The organism is Kocuria sp. KH4 (genome assembly GCF_053711175.1).
Map to the genome: position 1 here is coordinate 116032 of NZ_JBSJYX010000002.1, position 17424 is coordinate 133455.

The 17424-nt window shown below is 72.1% G+C and carries 14 protein-coding genes; 4 read left to right on the forward strand and 10 right to left on the reverse strand.

The features are described from left to right. Complete coding sequence (locus ACWCOM_RS02655; RefSeq protein ID WP_454547186.1) at positions 1–1506, forward strand: tripartite tricarboxylate transporter permease; 1506 nt, start codon at positions 1–3, stop codon at positions 1504–1506. Between the two features lie 58 nt (positions 1507–1564). Here ACWCOM_RS02655 and ACWCOM_RS02660 read toward each other — a convergent pair whose 3' ends face one another. From ACWCOM_RS02660 to ACWCOM_RS02705, 10 genes are all read right to left on the reverse strand, one after another. After that, a complete protein-coding gene (locus ACWCOM_RS02660) occupies positions 1565–3091 on the reverse strand; it encodes an NCS1 family nucleobase:cation symporter-1 (protein WP_454547187.1) in 1527 nt (508 codons plus the stop codon). 189 nt (positions 3092–3280) lie between these two features. Then, positions 3281–4744, reverse strand: a complete 1464-nt coding sequence (locus ACWCOM_RS02665; RefSeq protein ID WP_454547188.1) for a rhamnulokinase — start codon at positions 4742–4744, stop codon at positions 3281–3283. Between the two features lie 28 nt (positions 4745–4772). Beyond that, entirely contained in the window at positions 4773–6818 is a 2046-nt protein-coding gene (locus ACWCOM_RS02670; protein ID WP_454547189.1) for a bifunctional aldolase/short-chain dehydrogenase, read from the reverse strand. A 113-nt stretch (positions 6819–6931) separates the two neighbouring features. Beyond that, complete coding sequence (gene rhaI / locus ACWCOM_RS02675; protein ID WP_454547190.1) at positions 6932–8104, reverse strand: L-rhamnose isomerase; 1173 nt, start codon at positions 8102–8104, stop codon at positions 6932–6934. Next, positions 8101–8484: an L-rhamnose mutarotase gene (locus ACWCOM_RS02680; protein ID WP_454547191.1), complete on the reverse strand. Its 384-nt coding sequence runs from the start codon at positions 8482–8484 to the stop codon at positions 8101–8103. The genes rhaI and ACWCOM_RS02680 overlap by 4 nt, the downstream gene beginning before the upstream one ends. Positions 8485–8520: 36 nt before the next feature. Then, complete coding sequence (locus ACWCOM_RS02685; RefSeq protein ID WP_454547192.1) at positions 8521–9996, reverse strand: arabinose isomerase; 1476 nt, start codon at positions 9994–9996, stop codon at positions 8521–8523. 89 nt (positions 9997–10085) lie between these two features. Continuing rightward, positions 10086–11141, reverse strand: a complete 1056-nt coding sequence (gene rhaS / locus ACWCOM_RS02690) for a rhamnose ABC transporter substrate-binding protein (RefSeq protein ID WP_454547193.1) — start codon at positions 11139–11141, stop codon at positions 10086–10088. Positions 11142–11208: 67 nt separating this feature from the next. After that, complete coding sequence (locus ACWCOM_RS02695) at positions 11209–12267, reverse strand: ABC transporter permease (RefSeq protein ID WP_454547194.1); 1059 nt, start codon at positions 12265–12267, stop codon at positions 11209–11211. Beyond that, complete coding sequence (locus ACWCOM_RS02700) at positions 12260–13312, reverse strand: ABC transporter permease (protein WP_454547195.1); 1053 nt, start codon at positions 13310–13312, stop codon at positions 12260–12262. The genes ACWCOM_RS02695 and ACWCOM_RS02700 overlap by 8 nt, the downstream gene beginning before the upstream one ends. Next, positions 13309–14832, reverse strand: coding sequence for a sugar ABC transporter ATP-binding protein (locus ACWCOM_RS02705; protein WP_454547196.1), 1524 nt, complete (start codon positions 14830–14832; stop codon positions 13309–13311). The genes ACWCOM_RS02700 and ACWCOM_RS02705 overlap by 4 nt, the downstream gene beginning before the upstream one ends. Positions 14833–15026: 194 nt before the next feature. Here ACWCOM_RS02705 and ACWCOM_RS02710 point away from each other — a divergent pair, with 194 nt between their 5' ends. The 3 genes from ACWCOM_RS02710 to ACWCOM_RS02720 all read left to right on the forward strand — a co-directional run bounded on the left by ACWCOM_RS02710 (position 15027) and on the right by ACWCOM_RS02720 (position 17381). Then, positions 15027–16085: a LacI family DNA-binding transcriptional regulator gene (locus ACWCOM_RS02710; protein ID WP_454547317.1), complete on the forward strand. Its 1059-nt coding sequence runs from the start codon at positions 15027–15029 to the stop codon at positions 16083–16085. A gap of 178 nt (positions 16086–16263) precedes the next feature. Beyond that, positions 16264–16764 carry an RNA polymerase sigma factor gene (locus ACWCOM_RS02715; protein WP_454547197.1) on the forward strand — a complete coding sequence of 167 codons (501 nt, stop codon included), beginning with the start codon at positions 16264–16266 and terminating at the stop codon, positions 16762–16764. Further along, on the forward strand, positions 16761–17381 hold the full coding sequence (locus tag ACWCOM_RS02720) for a methylated-DNA--[protein]-cysteine S-methyltransferase (RefSeq protein WP_454547198.1): 621 nt from the start codon (positions 16761–16763) through the stop codon (positions 17379–17381). Before ACWCOM_RS02715 ends, ACWCOM_RS02720 begins: the two co-directional genes overlap by 4 nt. The last annotated feature ends 43 nt before the right edge of the window (positions 17382–17424 follow it).

Consider the following 17424-nt stretch of genomic DNA (forward strand, 5'->3'; position numbering starts at 1 on the left):
ATGGACACACTCAGCCTGTTGATGCAGGGCTTCGAAGGAGCCCTCAGCCCGATGAACCTGCTCTGGGTGGTGGTCGGGTGTCTGCTCGGCACCGCGGTGGGCACCCTGCCCGGCATGGGCTCCTCCATGGCGGTGGCGCTGCTGCTGCCCCTGACGTTCGCCCTGGACCCCACGGCGGCGTTCATCATGTTCTCCGGCGTGTACTTCGGCGGCCTGTTCGGCGACTCCACGATGGCCATCCTGATGAACACCCCGGGCCAGGGCTCGGCGATCGCCTCCACGTTCGAGGGCCACAAGATGGCCCGGGACGGCCGCGCCCCGCAGGCGCTGGCCACCGCGGCGATCGGCGCCTTCATCGGCGGCATGACCGCCTCCGTCGTCGTCGTGTTCCTCGCGCCGGCCCTGGCGGACCTCTCCGCGAACTTCGGCCCGGCCGAGTACTTCGCGCTGGCGCTGTTCGCCTTCGTGGCCACCTCCTCGGTGGTGGCCGACTCCGCGGTGAAGGGCCTGGCGGCCCTGGTGCTGGGGCTGGGCATCGCCACCGTGGGCATCGACTCGGTCTCCGGGACCGAGCGGTTCACCCTCGGCTCCCCCGACCTGTTCGACGGCATCTCCCTCGTGACCGTGTCGGTGGCCGTCCTGGCCCTGGGCGAGGCCCTGCACGTGGCCTCGCGCATCCGCCGGGACCCGGCCGCCCACCAGATGAAGCTCTCCGGCCGGCCCTTCCTCTCCCGCCGGGAGATCCGCGAGGCGGCCCCGGCGTGGGCGCGCGGCACCGCGATCGGCCTGCCGTTCGGCGTCATCCCCGTGGGCGGGGCCGAGGTGCCGACGTTCATGTCCTACGACCTCGAGCGCCGCCTCGACCGGCGCCGGGCCCAGCCGTCCTTCGGGCGCGGCTCGATCCGCGGCCTGGCCGCCCCCGAGGCCGCCGGCAACGCCACCACCGGCACGGCCATGGGCGCGCTGCTGGCCCTGGGCCTGCCCGTGTCCTCCACGGCGGCGATCATGCTCGCGGCCTTCCAGCAGTACGGCCTCCAGCCCGGCCCGCTGCTGTTCGAGCGCTCCCCGGACCTGGTGTGGTCCCTGTTGGCCAGCTTCTTCCTGGCGATGATCGTGCTGATCGCCATCAACCTGCCCTTCGCGCGGGTCTGGTCGAAGCTGCTGCTGATCCCGCGGCCCTACCTGTACGCCGGGATCACGGTGTTCTGCGGCCTGGGCATCTACGCGACCTCGGGCTCCACGTTCGACCTGTTCCTGCTCCTGGGCCTGGGCGTGCTCGGCTTCGTGATGCGCCGCTACGGCATGCCCCTGGCGCCGCTGATGATCGGCATCGTGCTCGGCCCGCTGGCCGAGACCAGCATGCGCGACGCCCTGCTCTCCTCCAACGGCGACTACTCGGTCTTCGTGTCCGGGCCGATCCCGCTGGTGCTCTACGGCCTGCTGTTCGTCGTGCTGGCCATCACGGTGCGCAACAAGATCGTCAACCGCGCCCGCCAGGACGTGTAGTCCCACCACCACGAGCCGACCCGGCCGGGAGTCCCCCGGCCGGGTCGGCTCGTCCGCGTCACGAGGCCGGCGCCGTCTCGGCCTGCGGGGCCTCCCGCCAGGGGCCGTGGACGGAGGCCAGCCAGTAGATCGCTGACCCCAGGCCGCAGCCGATGAACCAGTTGAACGCCGCGATGCCGCCGAGCCCCGGGACCAGGACGAGGACCAGGCCGACCAGGGCGGCCACGGACGTGGCGAGCACCGCGTTGGGGTTGATGCCGTTGCGGTACCAGTAGCGGCCCTCGGGGCTCATCGAGTAGAGGGCGTCGACGTCGATCCGCTGCTTCTTCACCACGTAGAAGTCGACCAGGAGCACGCCGAACAGCGGGCCGATGAAGGCGGCCAGGGTGTCCAGGGTGTAGTGGATCAGCTCGGGGCTGCTGTAGAGGTTCCACGGGGTGATCAGCACCGAGCCCACCGCGGCGATCATCCCGCCCATCCGCCAGGAGATCCTGCGCGGATCGACGTTGGAGAAGTCGAAGGCCGGGGAGACGAAGTTGGCCACGATGTTGATCCCGATGGTGGCGATCGTGAAGGTCAGCGCGCCGAGCAGGATCGCCCAGGTGCTGTCGAGCCGGGCGACGGTCTCGATCGGGTCGGTGAGGAGCTCGCCGTACACCGGGACGGTGGCCGCCGCGCAGGTGACGGTCAGCAGGGCGAAGAGGGTGAAGTTGATCGGCAGTCCCCAGAAGTTGCCCCGCTTCACGTCGGCGAAGCTGCGGCTGTAGCGGGAGAAGTCGCCGAAGTTCAGCAGCGGACCCGAGAAGTAGCTGACCACGAGGGCGATGGCCGTGAGCATCACGGGCAGGGCCTCCCAGCCCGTGAACTGCACCGTGCCCAGGGTCCAGTCGACGTTGCTCCACCCGGCGTTGGCCACCAGGTAGATCGCCAGGGCGAACATCACCACGTACACCGCGGGCCCCGCCCAGTCGATGAACCGGCGGATCGAGTCCATCCCGCGCCAGAAGACCAGGGCCTGGGCGATCCACAGGATCACGTACCCGGCCCAGCCGAGGGCGGACAGCCCCAGGAAGCCGTGCTGTCCGGCATCGGCGTAGGCCCCCAGGGACGGCCACAGCCGCAGCATCACCACGACGAGGGCGTTGGAGGCCAGGTACGTCTGGATGCCGTACCAGGCCACCGCGATCAGGCCGCGGATGATCGCGGGGATGTTCGCGCCCCGGACGCCGAAGGCGAGCCGGGCCGTCACCGGGTAGGGCACCCCGGCCTGCTGGCTCGGCTTGGCCACCAGGTTCGCGAGGACCTGCACCACGACGATGCCGACCACCAGGCACACGAGCACCTGCCAGCTGGCGAGGCCGAGGGCGAAGAGGCTGCCCGCCGTGACGTAGCCGCCCACGGAGTGCACGTCGGACATCCAGAAGGCGAAGATGTTGTACCAGGACCACTTCTGCTCCCGCAGGGGCGCGAGGTCCTCGTTGGTGAGCCGGTCGTCGTGGACGGAGCGGATCGCGGCGCCCTCGGGCGCCGCCGGTGCGGCCACCGCCGGAGGGTGCTGGATCGGGTCGGGAGCGACGGTGGACATGGTGCCGGCCTTCCAGGCGGGGCGCTCCCGGTCCCGCACGGGGTGCGGCCCGGGACGCCAGCGGATGAAACACAAATATCGACGTCCACATTCAATGGACGACCTGTTTCACAGCCGTTACCGTGCGAGGCCGGTTCCGTAAACACTGCCCGCACGGGGGTCCGCCCCGGCGCCTCCGCGCGGGCCGCTTCAGCGCGCCGTGGCCGTCACGGTCCGCGGTTGGTAGCGCACGGGCTCGAAGGTGGTGGCCACGATGCCGCGCAGCGCCTCGAGATCCCCCGTCACCAGGCCCGCGGCGCGGGCCTGGACCAGGACGTTGCCGACGGCGGTGGCCTCCACGGGACCGGCGACGACGGTGCGGCCGGTGCGGTCGGCGGTGAGCTGGCACAGCAGGGCGTTCTGGGACCCGCCGCCGACGACGTGGATCGTGCGGATCGCCCGCCCCGACAGCTGCTCGGCCTGCTCGATCGTGGTGGCGTAGGCGGCCGCCAGCGACTCCAGGATGCAGCGCACCACCTCGGCGCGGGTCCGCGGGGGCTCCAGGTCGTGCTCCCGGCACCAGGCCACGATCCGGGCGGGCATGTCCCCGGGGGCGGTGAACCGCTCGTCGGTGGCGTCGACGACGGGCACGGGCCGGGTCACCGCGGCGGCCTCGGCCAGCAGCGCCGCGAGGTCGCTGCTGCGCCTGGCGTCGGTGGCGCCGGGGCCGTCCCAGGTGCGCATCGACTCGGAGAGCAGCCACAGCCCCGAGACGTTCTTCAGGAAGCGCACCCGGCCGTCGACCCCCCCTTCGTTGGTGAAGTTGGCCGCACGGCTCTCCGCGGTCAGGACCGGGGCGTCCAGCTCGATCCCGACCAGCGACCACGTGCCCGAGGAGATGAACGCCGACCCGGCGTCGGCGGCGGGCACGGCGACCACGGCCGAGGCGGTGTCGTGGGAGCCCACGGCGGTCACCGCGAGCCCCGGTGCCGCCCCGAGCTCGGCGGCGACCTCCGGCAGCAGCTCCCCTATCGTGGTGCCGGGGGCGACGAGGGGGGCGAAGAGCTCGCGGGGATATCCGAGCAGGTCCATCAGCCCGGTGTCCCAGCGCCGGGTCCGGGCGTCGAGCAGTCCGGTGGTGGAGGCGTTGGTGGTCTCGGCGACCTGCCGGCCGGTGAGCCAGTAGGCGATCAGGTCCGGGACCAGCAGCATCCGGTCGGCCAGGTCCAGGTCCCCGCGGTCCCGGTCGACGGCCAGTTGGTGGACCGTGTTGAAGGGCAGGTGCTGCAGTCCGGTGCGGGCGTGGAGCTCCTCCGGGGGCACCTGTGCGTGCACGGCGTCCACCCCGGCGGCGGTGCGTTCGTCGCGGTAGTGGTAGGGCACCCCGAGCATCCGGCCGCCGCGCAGCAGCGCGTAGTCGACGGCCCAGGAGTCGATCCCGGCGGAGACGACGTCGTCGCCCTGTCGCAGGGCCTGGGCGAGCCCGGCGGTCAGGGACCGGTGGAGCTCGGTGATGTTCCAGTGCAGCCCGGTGCGCCCGCCCTCGTGCAGGCGCACGGGCTGGTTGGGGAAGCGGGCGACGTGGCGCAGCCGCAGCCGCCCGTCCTCGATCCCGCCCAGGACCACCCGCCCGCTGGTGGCGCCCAGGTCCACCGCCGCCACGGTCCTCGTCATGGTCGTCGCCTCCGCTGCCGGGCGCGCATCAGCGCAGGAACGCGGCGGCCACGCCGGCGTCGACGGGCACGTGCAGGCCGGTGGTGTGCGAGAGGTCCCCGGCGGTGAGGGCGAACACCGCGTTGGCGACGTTCTCGGGCAGCACCTCTCGCTTGAGCAGGGTGCGCTGGGCGTAGTACTGGCCCAGCTCCTCCTCCGGGACCCCGTAGACGGCGGCGCGCTTGGCGCCCCAGCCGCCGGCGAAGATCCCCGAGCCGCGGACCACCCCGTCGGGGTTGATCCCGTTGACGCGGATCTGGTGCTCGCCCAGCTCGGCGGCCAGCAGGCGCACCTGGTGGGCCTGGTCGGCCTTGGTGGCGGAGTAGGCGATGTTGTTGGGCCCGGCGAACACGGAGTTCTTCGAGGAGATGTAGACGACGTCCCCGCCCATGTCCTGGGCGATGAGCACCCGGGCGGCGTTCTTGGAGACCAGGAAGGAGCCCTTGGCCATGACGTCGTGCTGGAGGTCCCAGTCGGCCTCGGTGGTCTCCAGCAGCGGCTTGGACAGGGACAGCCCGGCGTTGTTGACCACCAGGTCCAGGCCCCCGAAGGCCAGCACGGCCTCGTCGATGGCCGCCTGCACGGCGGCCTCGTCGGCGACGTCGGCGGCGACTCCGACCGCCACGTCCGTCCCGCCGAGCTCGGCGGCGGCCGCCCGGGCCTTGTCGAGGTCGAGGTCGGCGATCACCACGCAGGCGCCCTCGGCGGCCAGGCGGGTGGCGATCGCCTTGCCGATGCCCGAGGCCGCCCCGGTGACCAGGGCGATCCGGGTGGCCAGGGGCTTGGGCCGCGGCATGCGGGCCAGCTTGGCCTCCTCCAGCGCCCAGTACTCGATGCGGAACTTCTCCGCCTCGTCGATGGGCGCGTAGCGGGAGATGCCCTCGGCCCCGCGCATGACGTTGATCGCGTTGAGGTAGAACTCCCCGGCCACCCGGGCGGTCTGCTTGTCCTTGCCGAAGGAGAACATGCCCACCCCCGGCACCAGCACGATCGCGGGGTCCGCTCCGCGGAGGGCCGGGGACCCGGCCGTGGCGTGGCGGTCGTAGTAGGCCTGGTAGTCCGCGCGGTAGGCCTCGTGCAGCTCCCGCAGCCGGCGCACGCACTCCTCCACGGGGGCGTCGGCGGGGAGGTCCAGGACCAGGGGCTTGACCTTGGTGCGCAGGAAGTGGTCCGGGCAGGAGGTCCCCAGCGCGGCCAGGCGCGGGTGCTCGGCGGCGGCCAGGAACTCCAGCACCCGGGCGTCGTCGGTGAAGTGGCCCACCTGGGGCCGGTCGGCGGAGGCCAGCCCGCGGATCACCGGGGCCAGGGCCGCGGCCTTGGCGCGCCGCTCGGTCTTGGGAAGGGCCTCGTAGCCGTCCAGGACGGGTCCGAAGGGCTCGGGCGTCGAGTGCTGGTCGATGTGGGCCTCGGCGGTGCGGATGATCCACAGCGAGTTCTCCTCGGCCTCCTCGCTGGTGTCGCCCCAGGCGGTGATGCCGTGCCCGCCCAGGATGCACCCGATCGCGCCCGGGTGGGCCTCCTTGATCGCGGCGATGTCGAGCCCGAGCTGGAAGCCGGGGCGGCGCCAGGGCACCCACACGACCTTCCCGCCGAAGATCTCCGCGGTGAGCCGCTCACCGTCGGCGGCGGTGGCGATCGCGATCCCGGAGTCCGGGTGCAGGTGGTCCACGTGGGCGGCCTCGACCAGCCCGTGCATGGCGGTGTCGATGGACGGGGCGGCCCCGCCCCTGCCGTGCAGGCAGTAGTCGAGGGCGGCGACCATCTCGTCCTCGCGCTCCACCCCGGGGTAGACGTCCACCAGGGCCCGCAGCCGGTCCAGCCGGAGGGTGGCCAGTCCCTGCTCGGTGAGCGTGCCCAGGTCCCCGCCGGAGCCCTTGACCCACAGCAGCTCGACGTCCTCGCCGGTCACCGGGTCCGTGGCGGTGCCCTGGGCGGAGGTGTTGCCGCCGGCGTAGTTGGTGTTCTTCGGATCGGCGCCCAGCCGGTGGGAGCGGGCGATGAGGTCGGCGACGACGGAGTGCGTGGTGGTGTGCATGATCGGGGATCTCTCTCGGGGTCGGTGGCCGGGACGGCCGAGGATGCGAACGGCCGCGGGCTGACGGCGGCGGGGGCACCCCGTTTTGCGAGGTGCGGCTCAGGAGGTGCGGCTCAGGAGGCCCACGAGGCCTGCGTGCCGCCGACCCGCTCGGCGCTGATGCGCTGCTGGTACCCGGAGGCGGCGTAGGCGGCCATCGGGTCGGCCGGCAGGCCGCGGGACTCCCGCCAGGCGGCCAGGGCGGGCCGGACGTCGGTGTAGAAGGCGTCCATCAGGATCTGGTGGGCCCCCAGCACGTCCCCGGCCTCCTGGGCGGCCGTCAGCGAGGCCCGGTCCAGCAGGAGGGCCCGGGCGGTCATCTCCTGGACGTTGAGCACGGAGCGGATCTGGCCGGGGATCTTCTCCTCGACGTTGTGGCACTGGTCGAGCATGAACGCCACCCCGGAGGCGGGGTCGAGCCCGCCTCCGCGGACGACCTCCACCATGATGCGGAAGAGCTGGAACGGGTCGGCCGCGCCGACGATGAGGTCGTCGTCGGCGTAGTTGCGGGAGTTGAAGTCGAACGAGCCCAGCTTCCCCAGCCGCAGCAGCTGCATCACGATGAACTCGATGTTGGTGCCGGGGGCGTGGTGGCCGGTGTCCAGGCACACCACGGCCCGCTCCCCCAGGGCGGCGACCTGGGCGTAGGCCGTCCCCCAGTCCGGCACGTCGGTGTGGTAGAACGCCGGCTCGAAGAACTTGTACTCCAGCACCAGCCGCTGCCCGGCCCCGACCTGGGCGTAGATCTCCGCGAGGGACTCGGCCAGCCGGTCCTGCCGGCCCCGCATGTCCTGCTGGCCGGCGTAGTTCGTGCCGTCGGCCAGCCAGATTTTCAGGTCCCGCGAGCCCGTGGCGTCCATGACCTCCAGGCACTCGAGGTGGTGCTCCACCGCTCGCCGCCGCACCGCGGGGTCGGTGTGGGTGAGGGAGCCGAACTTGTAGGCGTCGTCCTGGAAGGTGTTGGAGTTGATGGTCCCGACGGCCACCCCCTGGTCGGCGGCGTAGCGGGCCAGGCCCGCGTAGTCGTCGACCCGGTCCCAGGGGATGTGCAGCGCCACGGACGGCGCGAGCCCGGTCAGCCGGTGCACCTCGGCGGCGTCGGCGATCTTCTCCTCCACCGTGCGCGGCGTCCCGGGCGTGGAGAACACCTTGAACCGGGTCCCGGAGTTGCCGAACGCCCAGGAGGGCAGCTCGATGGCCTGGGCGGCCAGGTGGTTCTCGACGTGGACGGGAAGGGTGGCGGTCATCGGAGGTCTCCTGTGTGCTGGTGGTCGTGGTCCGCGCCGCCGGTGACGTGGGCGGTGAGCTGGTCCTCGAGGTGGAACACCTCGGCCAGCCGGAGGAACCCCTGGTCGGGTGGAAGCCCGAGGTCCTCGAAGAAGGGGGCCATCTCGGCCTGCCACCGGGCGTTGACCTCGGTGGCGGCCATGCCGGCCCGGGCGGCGGCCAGGTCCTCGGTCTCGAGGTAGCCGATCAGCAGGCCGTCCTCGCCCAGGAAGAGCGAGTAGTTGTGCCAGCCGGTGGCCTGCAGCGCCTGGAGCATGTCCGGCCACACCGCGCGGTGGCGGCGGGTGTACTCCGCGAGGTGCTCCTGCCTGACCTGGAGTCTGAAACAGACGCGTTCCACGTGGGGCTCCTGTTCGGTGGTGGGTCGTGAGGGGTGTCAGAGGGTGACGTGGCGGTGCTCGAGGCCGAGCAGGGACGCGGCGGCGGCGAGGTCACCGGCGCGGTGACCGGTGCAGAGCGCCCAGTGGTGACCGATCCCGGTCTGGCTCCACTCGTCGACCCACAGCCCGGGATCGCCGCCGAAGTCGACCCGGGAGGTCGTGTTGCCGATCTTCAGCAGCGGACCGTCCACCACGGTGCCCTCCGAGGTGATGAAGGCGTAGGAGCCGTCCCGGTCCTGGCCGATCCCGAACGTGGTGACCGGGCCGTGCTGGACGTCGAACTCGACGGAGACCCCCCACCCGCGCTTGCCGTGGTAGACGCCGAGTCCTCGCAGCAGCGGGTCGCGGGAGGAGACGCGCAGGTGGGCCGGCCCGTCGTGCCCCATCTCCACCACGTCGTCGTGGAAGTTCAGCGCCTGGATCTCGGTGAAGGAACCGCCCGCGCCGATGGACTCGGCGGCCAGCATGGCGATCGAGGTCCGCAGCTCGTACTCGCCGGCCGCCGGGACACCACGCGCCGTCAACAGGAACGCGCCCAGGATCATGCCCGCGCCCAGGCGCTCGTGCAGCTCTCCGGCCAGGCCGCGGTGGTAGTACGCGATGGAGTCGAGGTCGAAGTCCGCCACCAGCCGGTCCAGCCCCACCGAGACCTGGGCGGCCCAGGCGAGATCGGGTTCGTTCACCGACCCGTCGAGGTCGAAGACCTGCCGGGCCAGCGCCACCCGGTCGGCGGTCTGCTCCGGGGTGACCTCGGCGACGCGCTCGCGGAGGTCGTCGAACTCCAGGACCTCCACGTGAGAGCCGAAGGTCGCGGAGACGCTCGCGAGGTCCGTCGAGACGTCGAGCATGCCGGGGTAGAGGTGGCCCATCAGTCCGTGGCGTGCCGTCCGCAGCCGGGCGCGCACGGACGCCGCCGAGATCCACCGGTCGATCCGGACCCACGCCGACTCCTGCCGCAGGTGCCCCGAGACGGAGCGGAACGGGACACCCGCCCGCCGGAAGGCGTTGGCCACCTCCGGCACCGGGCACTGCCCACAGTAGGCCAGCCACTCCCCGGTCCCGAAGCTCGCGTGGTCCATGGCCTCGGTGGGCTGCAGGTCGATCACCAGCACCGGGGTGTGGGAGCGCTGGGCGATGGGCAGGACCATGGAGCTCGTCAGATAGGTGGCCAGGAACATGACGATCAGGTCGCAGTCGGCCGCACGGAGCTTCTCCGCGGCGGCGGCGGCCTCCTGGGCGTCGGAGACGAACCCGGCGTCGACGACCTCGGCGTCCCTGTCCCGGAAGCGGCCGGTGACGTAGGCCGCGGAGTCCCGCAGCTGGGGGAGCAGCTCGGGGAACTGGGGCCAGTAGGCGCCGAGACCGCCCGAGACCAGACCGATGCGGGTCCGGCGTCGCACCCCCCGGGGAGGGGATCCGAGGACCGCGGTGATCGAGCCGGTGGACGTCGGATCAGTGACTGGCGAGGACATGGTGGTCTCCTGGGTCGGGGCGGGACGGGGGTGCCGGCCGGGCGCGTCCCGGTGCAGGAGCGGGCTCCCTGCACCGGGACGGCGGCGACCTAGAAGTCGTAGTCGCCGATGTTCTCGGCGTTGAACTCGGTCGGCGGACCGACGACGACGATGCCGCCCTCCTCGATCGTGCGCTCCCCCAGCTCCCCGGCGGTGAAGGTCTCACCGGGCTCACCGGTGATCGTGCCGTCCACCAGGGCCTTGGCGGCGTGGGCGGTGACCTCGCCCAGCTGGGCCGGGTCCCAGAGGGCGAACTCGGTGACCGTGCCGTCCTCGACGAAGGACCGCATCTCGTTCGGCAGGCCGAGACCGGTCAGCGCGACCTCCCCCTTGTGCTCCGAGGTGGAGAGGTAGCGGGCCGTCGCAGCGATGCCGACGGTGGTCGGGGAGACGATGCCCGCCAGGTCCGGGTGGGCCTGGAGGAGGCCCTGCGCCTCCTGGAAGGACTTGTTGTCGTCGTCGTCGCCGTACACCTTGGCGACCAGCTCGATGTTCTCGTACTCCGGGTTGGACGCGAGCTCCTCCTCCATGTACTTGATCCACTCGTTCTGGTTGGTGGCGTTGGCGGTCGCCGAGAGGATGGCGATCTTGCCCTCCCCGCCGATCTGCTCGGAGATCATCTCCAGCTGGACCAGCGCGACGTCCTTGGCGTTGACCTGGCTGACGAAGAGGTCGCGGCAGTCCGGGTTCGTGTCGGAGTCGAAGGCCACGATCTTGGCGCCGGCCGAGCGGGCCTCGCCCAGGGCGCCGCAGACGGCGTCCGGATCGTTGGCCGCGATGGCGATGGCCTCGGTGCCCGCCTGGGTCTCGGCGTTGATGAACGTCACCTGGCTGGAGGCCGACGCCTCCAGGGGACCGACGACGTTGTTGGAGGCGAAGCCGGCGGCCTCGGCGGCCTCCTGGCCGCCGTTGAGCACGACATCGGTGTAGGGGTTGTTCAGCTGCTTCGGGACGAAGGTGATGGCGGCGTCGCTGACGGCCTCCTCGCCCCCCTCCCCCTGGGCGTCGGCGGACCCTCCGCCGCAGGCCGACAGGGACAGTGCGCCGGCGGTCGCGAGGGCCATGAGGCCGGTGAGGCGCTGGGCGCGGGATCGGGTGGTGAACATCGGTGGTTCCTTCCTGGCCGGGACGTGTCCGGCGAGCGGTGGGCGGACGAGCGGATGTGGAGGTGGATCAGGTGCCGGCCGGCTGCGCCAGCTGCTTCCTCAGGGTGCGGGCGTGCCGCCACCGTCGGACGGCGTCACCGATGCTGGGAGCGATCACCGAGGCGATGAGCAGCAGGCCGGTCACGGTGACGAGGACGACGTCGGAGACGCGGTCCAGGCGCAGCGCGTAGTTGAGCGCGCCGATGAGCAGGACGCCGGCCACGACCCCGGGCACGGTGCCCTTGCCGCCGAAGATGGAGACCCCGCCCAGCAGGACGGCGGCGATGACCGTCAGTTCCAGCCCGGAGGCGTTGTCGGACCGTGCGCTGGTGTAGCGGAAGGTCCAGAAGATGCCCGCCGCCGCGGAGACCAGTCCGCTGGTGAGGTAGAGCAGGAACTTGGAGCGGTTGACGTCGATGCCCACGAACCGGGCGGCGTCCTTGCTGTAGCCCATGGCGTAGAGGCCGCGGCCGAAGGCGGTCCGGTGGAGCACCAGACCGGTGACCAGGACCGCCAGTGCCACGGGGACCATGATGAGCGGGACGCCGGTCGCTCCCAGCCGGGCGGAGGCCAGGGCCGTGACCTCCACCGGGAAGCTGGCCACGGCGTTGTCCCCGATGATCACCAGCGCCAGGCCCCGGAACAGTGCCAGGGTGCCGATGGTCACGGCCAGCGAGGGCAGGCCGAGGTAGGCGATCAGCAGCCCGTTGAGGATCCCCGCCGCCAGACCGCAGACGAGGGCGATGCCGACCGCCGCCCAGATGCCCATGCCCGCTTCCCACAGCACGCCCAGGACGGCGCTGGTCATCCCGGCGATGGAGGCCACGGAGAGATCGATCTCCCCGGTGACGATGATGAGGGTCATCGGCATGGCGATGAGCAGCACGGGCACGACGTCGAGCAGCAGGAACCCGACGGTCACCGGGGTCGCGAACTGCGGGATGCTGAGTCCGGCGAAGAGCAGGAAGGCGACGAGCAGGTAGATCATGACGGCGTCCCGGCCGGCCCACCAGCGGGGCCCGGTGACCGAGGCGTCGGGCAGAGGCTTGGAGGTGTCGGCGACCGTGGCGGTGGCGGTGTCAGACATGGCGTCCTTCCTTCTCCCGAAGGTGCTTGGCCCGGCGCAGACCCGCCAGGCGGTCGATGAGGATGGCGGCGAGGATCAGGACGCCGACGATGGCCTGCTGCCAGAACTTGTCGACCTGCAGCGCGGTCAGGGACGAGGTGATGGTGTTCAGCAGCACCGCGCCGATCGCGGCGCCGAGGACGGTGCCGCTGCCGCCGAAGATGGCCACTCCGCCGACCACGGCGGCGGCCACGACGTCGAGCTCCAGGCCGGCGCCGGTCGTGGCCCCGACGGCGTTGAAGCGGCTCGCGTAGAGGACCCCGGCGAGGCCGGCGAGGGCGCCGTTGGCGACGAAGACGGTCAGGGTCCGCCTGGCCACCGGGATGCCGAAGAGCCGGGCGGCGTCCGGGTCGGAGCCGATCGCGTAAAAGTCCCGGCCGGGCCGCGTGCCGCCCATGAGGACGGCGACCCCGACGACGACCACGAGGGCGAGGACCGTGATGACGGGCACGCCCAGGACCGTGTCCACGGACAGCGCGCCGAACTCGGCGGGTCGGTCGCCGGCGAAGTACTGGGTGCCGCCGGCCCAGGCGTTGTTGAGGCCGCGGTAGACGTAGAGCGTGCCCAGCGTGATCACGAGGGCGGGGACCTTGGCCAGGGTCACCAGGGCCCCGTTGACAGCGCCGAGCAGAGCACCGAAGAGGATGCCGCCGAGCAGGACGAGCGGGATGGGCGTCCCCGGCGCCGCCGAGAAGACCGTGCCGGTGCCGAAGGCCACCAGGCCGAGCACGGAGCCCACGGAGAGATCGACGTTCCGCGTGATGATGACCATGGCCTGCCCCGCGGCCAGGATCACCATGATCGTGGCGTTGAGCATCAGGTCCTTCGTGCCCTGCGGGGAGAGGAACGCGGGGTTGTTGATGCTGGTGAAGACGATCAGCGCCAGCAGGGCCAGGATCACGGGCAGCTCCCGCTGCCTGAGCAACCGGGAGAACCGGTGTCCGTCCCCCTGGGCGGGCCGCGGTCCGGGTGTGGTGTCCGGTCGCTGGTCGACAAGCGTGCTCATCGGTGGTCCTCCGTGGCTCCGGTGGCGGCGTGCATGACGGTTTCGGGTGTGGCCTCGGCCCGGTCGAGCGTGCCGGCGATGCGGCCTTCGTGCATGACCAGCACGCGGTCGGCCATGCCCAGGACCTCGGGCAGCTCGGAGGAGATCATCAGGATGGCCAGGCCCTCCGTGGCCAGCTCCGAGATCAGGCGGTGGACCTCGCTCTTGGTCCCCACGTCGATCCCGCGGGTGGGCTCGTCGATGATCAGCAGCTTGGGCCCGGTCGCCAGCCACTTGGCCAGCACGACCTTCTGCTGGTTGCCGCCCGAGAGGGTGGAGACCGGCTGGTGCAGGGAGGCGGTCTTCACCTGCAGCCTGCGGGTCCACTCGCGGGCCGCCCCGGCCTCGGCGCGGCCGTTGATCAGACCGAGGCGGGTGAACTTGTCCCGCAGGGTCAGTGTGGTGTTGCGGCCCACGGAGAGGTCCATGACGAGTCCCTGCTTGCGGCGGTCCTCCGGGACGAAGCCGATGCCCGCGGCGATGGCCGCCTTCGGGTCGCCGCCCTTGAGCGGACGCCCGGAGACCAGCACCGCACCGGCGTCGTAGGCGTCGATCCCGAAGACGGCCCGGGCCACCTCGGTCCGCCCGGATCCCACCAGTCCGGCCAGCGCCACGATCTCGCCGGCACGGACCTCGAAGTCGATGTCCGCGAACACGCCGGTGCGCTGCAGCCCCTGGACGGTGAGCACCGGATCGCCGACCTCCGCGTCCAGTTTGGGGAACAGGGCGTCGAGGTCGCGGCCGACCATGTCGCGCACGATGGCCTCGACACTGGTCTGCTCCGTGCGGTGCGTGGTGATGTACCGGCCATCGCGCATCACGGTGATCCGGTCGGAGAGCGCGAAGACCTCGTCGAACCGGTGGGAGATGAACAGGATTCCTGCCCCGTCCGCACGCAGGGCGCGGGCCACCGTGAAGAGCCGCTCGACCTCGTTGCCGGACAGCGCGGCCGTCGGCTCGTCCATCACCAGGACCTTGGCATCGAGGGAGATCGCCTTCGCGATCTCGATGAGCTGCTGGTCGGCGATGGACAGGCCCTCGGCCGTGCGGGCGGGGTCCAGGTCGACGCCGAGGCGCTCGAACAGCGCGCTCGCGTCCCGGCGCATGCGCGCGTGGTCCACGAGGCCGAGGCGATTCTTGGGCTGGCGACCGATGTAGATGTTCTCGGCCACCGACAGGTCGGGGAACAGGGTCGGTTCCTGGTAGATGACCGAGATGCCGGCGGCCTTGCTGTCGGCCACGGTGCGGAAGGACACCGGTGCACCCGCCACCTCGAACGTCCCGGCGTCCGGCGCGTGCACTCCTGCCAGGATCTTCACCAGTGTGGACTTGCCGGCCCCGTTCTCGCCGCACAGCGCGTGGATCTCACCGGCCCGGAGTTCGATGGTGCCGTCCGCGAGGGCGACGACCGGCCCGAAGGTCTTCAACGCCCCCTGCAAGGACAGGACCGGGAGATGTCCCGGGTGGGCTGCAACGTCCATGATGAGTGCACCTTTGCGACGGAAGATCGGTGACCGAGCTAGTAAATCGTTTCAAAAGAACTGTGAGCCAGATCATAGACACGCCGCTGAATTGCCGTCAACGGCGTCCCAAGGAAAATTTCCTTCCGGTTGATCCGTTTCAATGACTGGGCGTAACGTGGGGGCTCCGCCCCGCGGAGAAGGAGGAGCCCGTGATGAACGTCGGCGTCAAGGACGTCGCCCGGCTGGCCGGTGTCTCCGTCGGCACCGTGTCCAACGTGCTCAACCACCCCGAGCGGGTCTCCGCGGCCACCCGCGACCGGGTCAACACCGCGATCGAGAAGCTGGGCTTCGTGCGCAACGCGGCGGCCAGCCAGCTGCGGGCGGGCCTGAGCCGCAGCGTGGGCCTGGTCGTGCTCAACGCCTCCAACCCCTTCTTCACCGAACTGGCGCGGGGCGCGGAGGACTACGCCGCGACACGGCAGATCAGCGTCCTGGTCGGGAACAGCGGGGAGGACGCCCAGCGCGAGGCGGACTACCTGGACCTCTTCGAGGAGCAGCGGGTGCGGGGCGTGCTCATCTCCCCGGTCGGTGACGTGTCGGTGCGACTGGCCCGACTGCGTGCACGAGGAATCCCCACGGTGCTGGTGGACCGCCAGACGTACCGGGAGGACTTCTCCTCGGTGTCCGTCGACGACGTCGAGGGCGGGCGCCTGGCGGCGGCCCACCTGGCGTCGCTCGGCCGCCGGAGAATCGCCTTCGCCGGCGGGCCGGGCTCGTTGCGCCAGGTGCGCGACCGTCTCGACGGCGCCCGATCGGCATTGCGGGCGGCAGGCCTGCCCGGTCCCGACGTGCACGAGACCCGGGCCATGACCACGACCGCCGGCCGCGAGGTGGCCGACACGCTCCTGCGGCTGCCCGCGGATCGACGACCCGACGCGGTCTTCGCCGCCAACGACCTCCTGGCCCTCGGCATCATGCAGGGGCTCCTCTTCCGGGGATCGCTGCGGATCCCGCAGGACATCGCTCTCATCGGCTACGACGACATCGACTTCGCCACGTCGGCTGCCGTCCCGCTGAGCTCCGTGCGGCAGAACGCGACCCAGCTCGGACGGAGCGCCATGGAGCTGCTGCTCGCCGAGGCGTCCGGCGGACCGGACTTCGCACCGCGTCAGATCGTGGCTCGGCCGGAGCTGATCGCCCGGGCCTCCACCACGGGTCAGGACGGGGGCACGGCGGCCCTCCGCGACGGCGGGGATGCCCCGCCCGCCTGATCCAGCGCGGCCCCGGCCGGCCCGTCCCCCGGAAGGACCCGGTGCGGGCACGGGCCCCTCCCGGCATGACGCCGGGGAACCCGACTCCGGTCGGTCCCGCGGCAGCGGCACCGACCGCGCCGACCCTTCGCGCCCGGTGCGATCTCACGTTCCGGCCCGCGCGGACGTCTACGGGGTGATGACGACGAAACAGCCTTTCGAGACGCTGGTGACCCAGCACGGCCCGGTCGTGTGGCGGGTCTGCCGGGCGGTGCTGAGCATCCCCGCGGACGCCGAGGACGCGTGGTCGGAGACGTTCGTGGCCGCGATGCGGGCCTATCCCGGCCTCCCGGACACGGCCAACGTGCAGGCGTGGCTGGTCACCATCGCCCACCGCAAGGCGGTGGACGTGGTCCGGGCCCGGGCGAGGGCGCCGGTGCCGGTGGCCGACCTGCCGGAACCGCCCGCCCACCAGGACGCCGTGCCCGAGCACGACTCCCCGGTGTGGGGGGCGGTGGCCGCCCTGCCGCCCCGGCAGCGCCACGTCGTGGCGTACCGCTACCTGGGCGGGCTGCCCTACCGGCAGATCGCCGAGCTGCTGGGCGGCACCCCGGAGGCCGCCCGCCGGGCCGCCGCCGACGGCCTGGCCGCCCTGCGCCGGACCCTGACCACGACCGAGCTCGAAGGAGAGGACCGATGAGCACCGACCACGACGTCCAGCAGGCGGAGACCCTGCTGGCCTCCGTCCCCGTGCCGGGGAGCACCCTCGCGCGCCTGCACCGGCGGCTGGAGGGCGCCGCCGCAGCCGCCGGGGCCCTCGACGTCGCGTACACCACGCTCGAGACCCCCGTGGGGACCCTGCTGCTCGCGGCCACGGAGCAGGGCCTGGTCCGGGTCGCCTACGACCGCGAGGACCACGAGAAGGTCCTCACGGACCTGGCCGACCGGCTCGGACCGCGGATCCTGCACGCCCCGGCCCGGCTGGAGCCGGCCGTGGAGCAGCTGCGCGAGTACTTCGCCGGGGCCCGCACCCGCTTCGACCTCCCGCTGGACCGGGCGCTCTCGCGGGGCTTCCGCCGCCTGGTGCAGGAGCACCTGCCGGGGATCGACTACGGCAGCACGCGGTCATACGGCGCGGTGGCCCGGGAGGTCGGGCGTCCGCGGGCGGTGCGGGCGGTGGGCACGGCCTGCGCCACGAACCCGCTGCCGGTGGTCGTCCCCTGCCACCGGGTGCTGCGCGGCGACGGCGGCCTGGGCGGGTACGTCGGCGGGCCGGGAGCGAAGTCGGCGCTGCTCGAGCTGGAGGCCGCCGCGTGAGGTGACCCCGGGCCGCACGCCCGGGCGGCCCGGGCGCTCCGGC

Coding starts and splice junctions, on each gene's coding strand:
- ACWCOM_RS02710 (WP_454547317.1), top strand. CDS start 15,027: ATGAACGTCGGCGTCAAGGACGTCGCCCGGCTGGCCGGTGTCTCCGTC.
- rhaS (WP_454547193.1), bottom strand. CDS start 11,141: ATGTTCACCACCCGATCCCGCGCCCAGCGCCTCACCGGCCTCATGGCC.
- ACWCOM_RS02715 (WP_454547197.1), top strand. CDS start 16,264: ATGACGACGAAACAGCCTTTCGAGACGCTGGTGACCCAGCACGGCCCG.
- ACWCOM_RS02695 (WP_454547194.1), bottom strand. CDS start 12,267: ATGTCTGACACCGCCACCGCCACGGTCGCCGACACCTCCAAGCCTCTG.
- ACWCOM_RS02700 (WP_454547195.1), bottom strand. CDS start 13,312: ATGAGCACGCTTGTCGACCAGCGACCGGACACCACACCCGGACCGCGG.
- ACWCOM_RS02720 (WP_454547198.1), top strand. CDS start 16,761: ATGAGCACCGACCACGACGTCCAGCAGGCGGAGACCCTGCTGGCCTCC.
- ACWCOM_RS02655 (WP_454547186.1), top strand. CDS start 1: ATGGACACACTCAGCCTGTTGATGCAGGGCTTCGAAGGAGCCCTCAGC.
- ACWCOM_RS02670 (WP_454547189.1), bottom strand. CDS start 6,818: ATGCACACCACCACGCACTCCGTCGTCGCCGACCTCATCGCCCGCTCC.
- ACWCOM_RS02685 (WP_454547192.1), bottom strand. CDS start 9,996: ATGTCCTCGCCAGTCACTGATCCGACGTCCACCGGCTCGATCACCGCG.
- rhaI (WP_454547190.1), bottom strand. CDS start 8,104: ATGACCGCCACCCTTCCCGTCCACGTCGAGAACCACCTGGCCGCCCAG.
- ACWCOM_RS02705 (WP_454547196.1), bottom strand. CDS start 14,832: ATGGACGTTGCAGCCCACCCGGGACATCTCCCGGTCCTGTCCTTGCAG.
- ACWCOM_RS02660 (WP_454547187.1), bottom strand. CDS start 3,091: ATGTCCACCGTCGCTCCCGACCCGATCCAGCACCCTCCGGCGGTGGCC.
- ACWCOM_RS02665 (WP_454547188.1), bottom strand. CDS start 4,744: ATGACGAGGACCGTGGCGGCGGTGGACCTGGGCGCCACCAGCGGGCGG.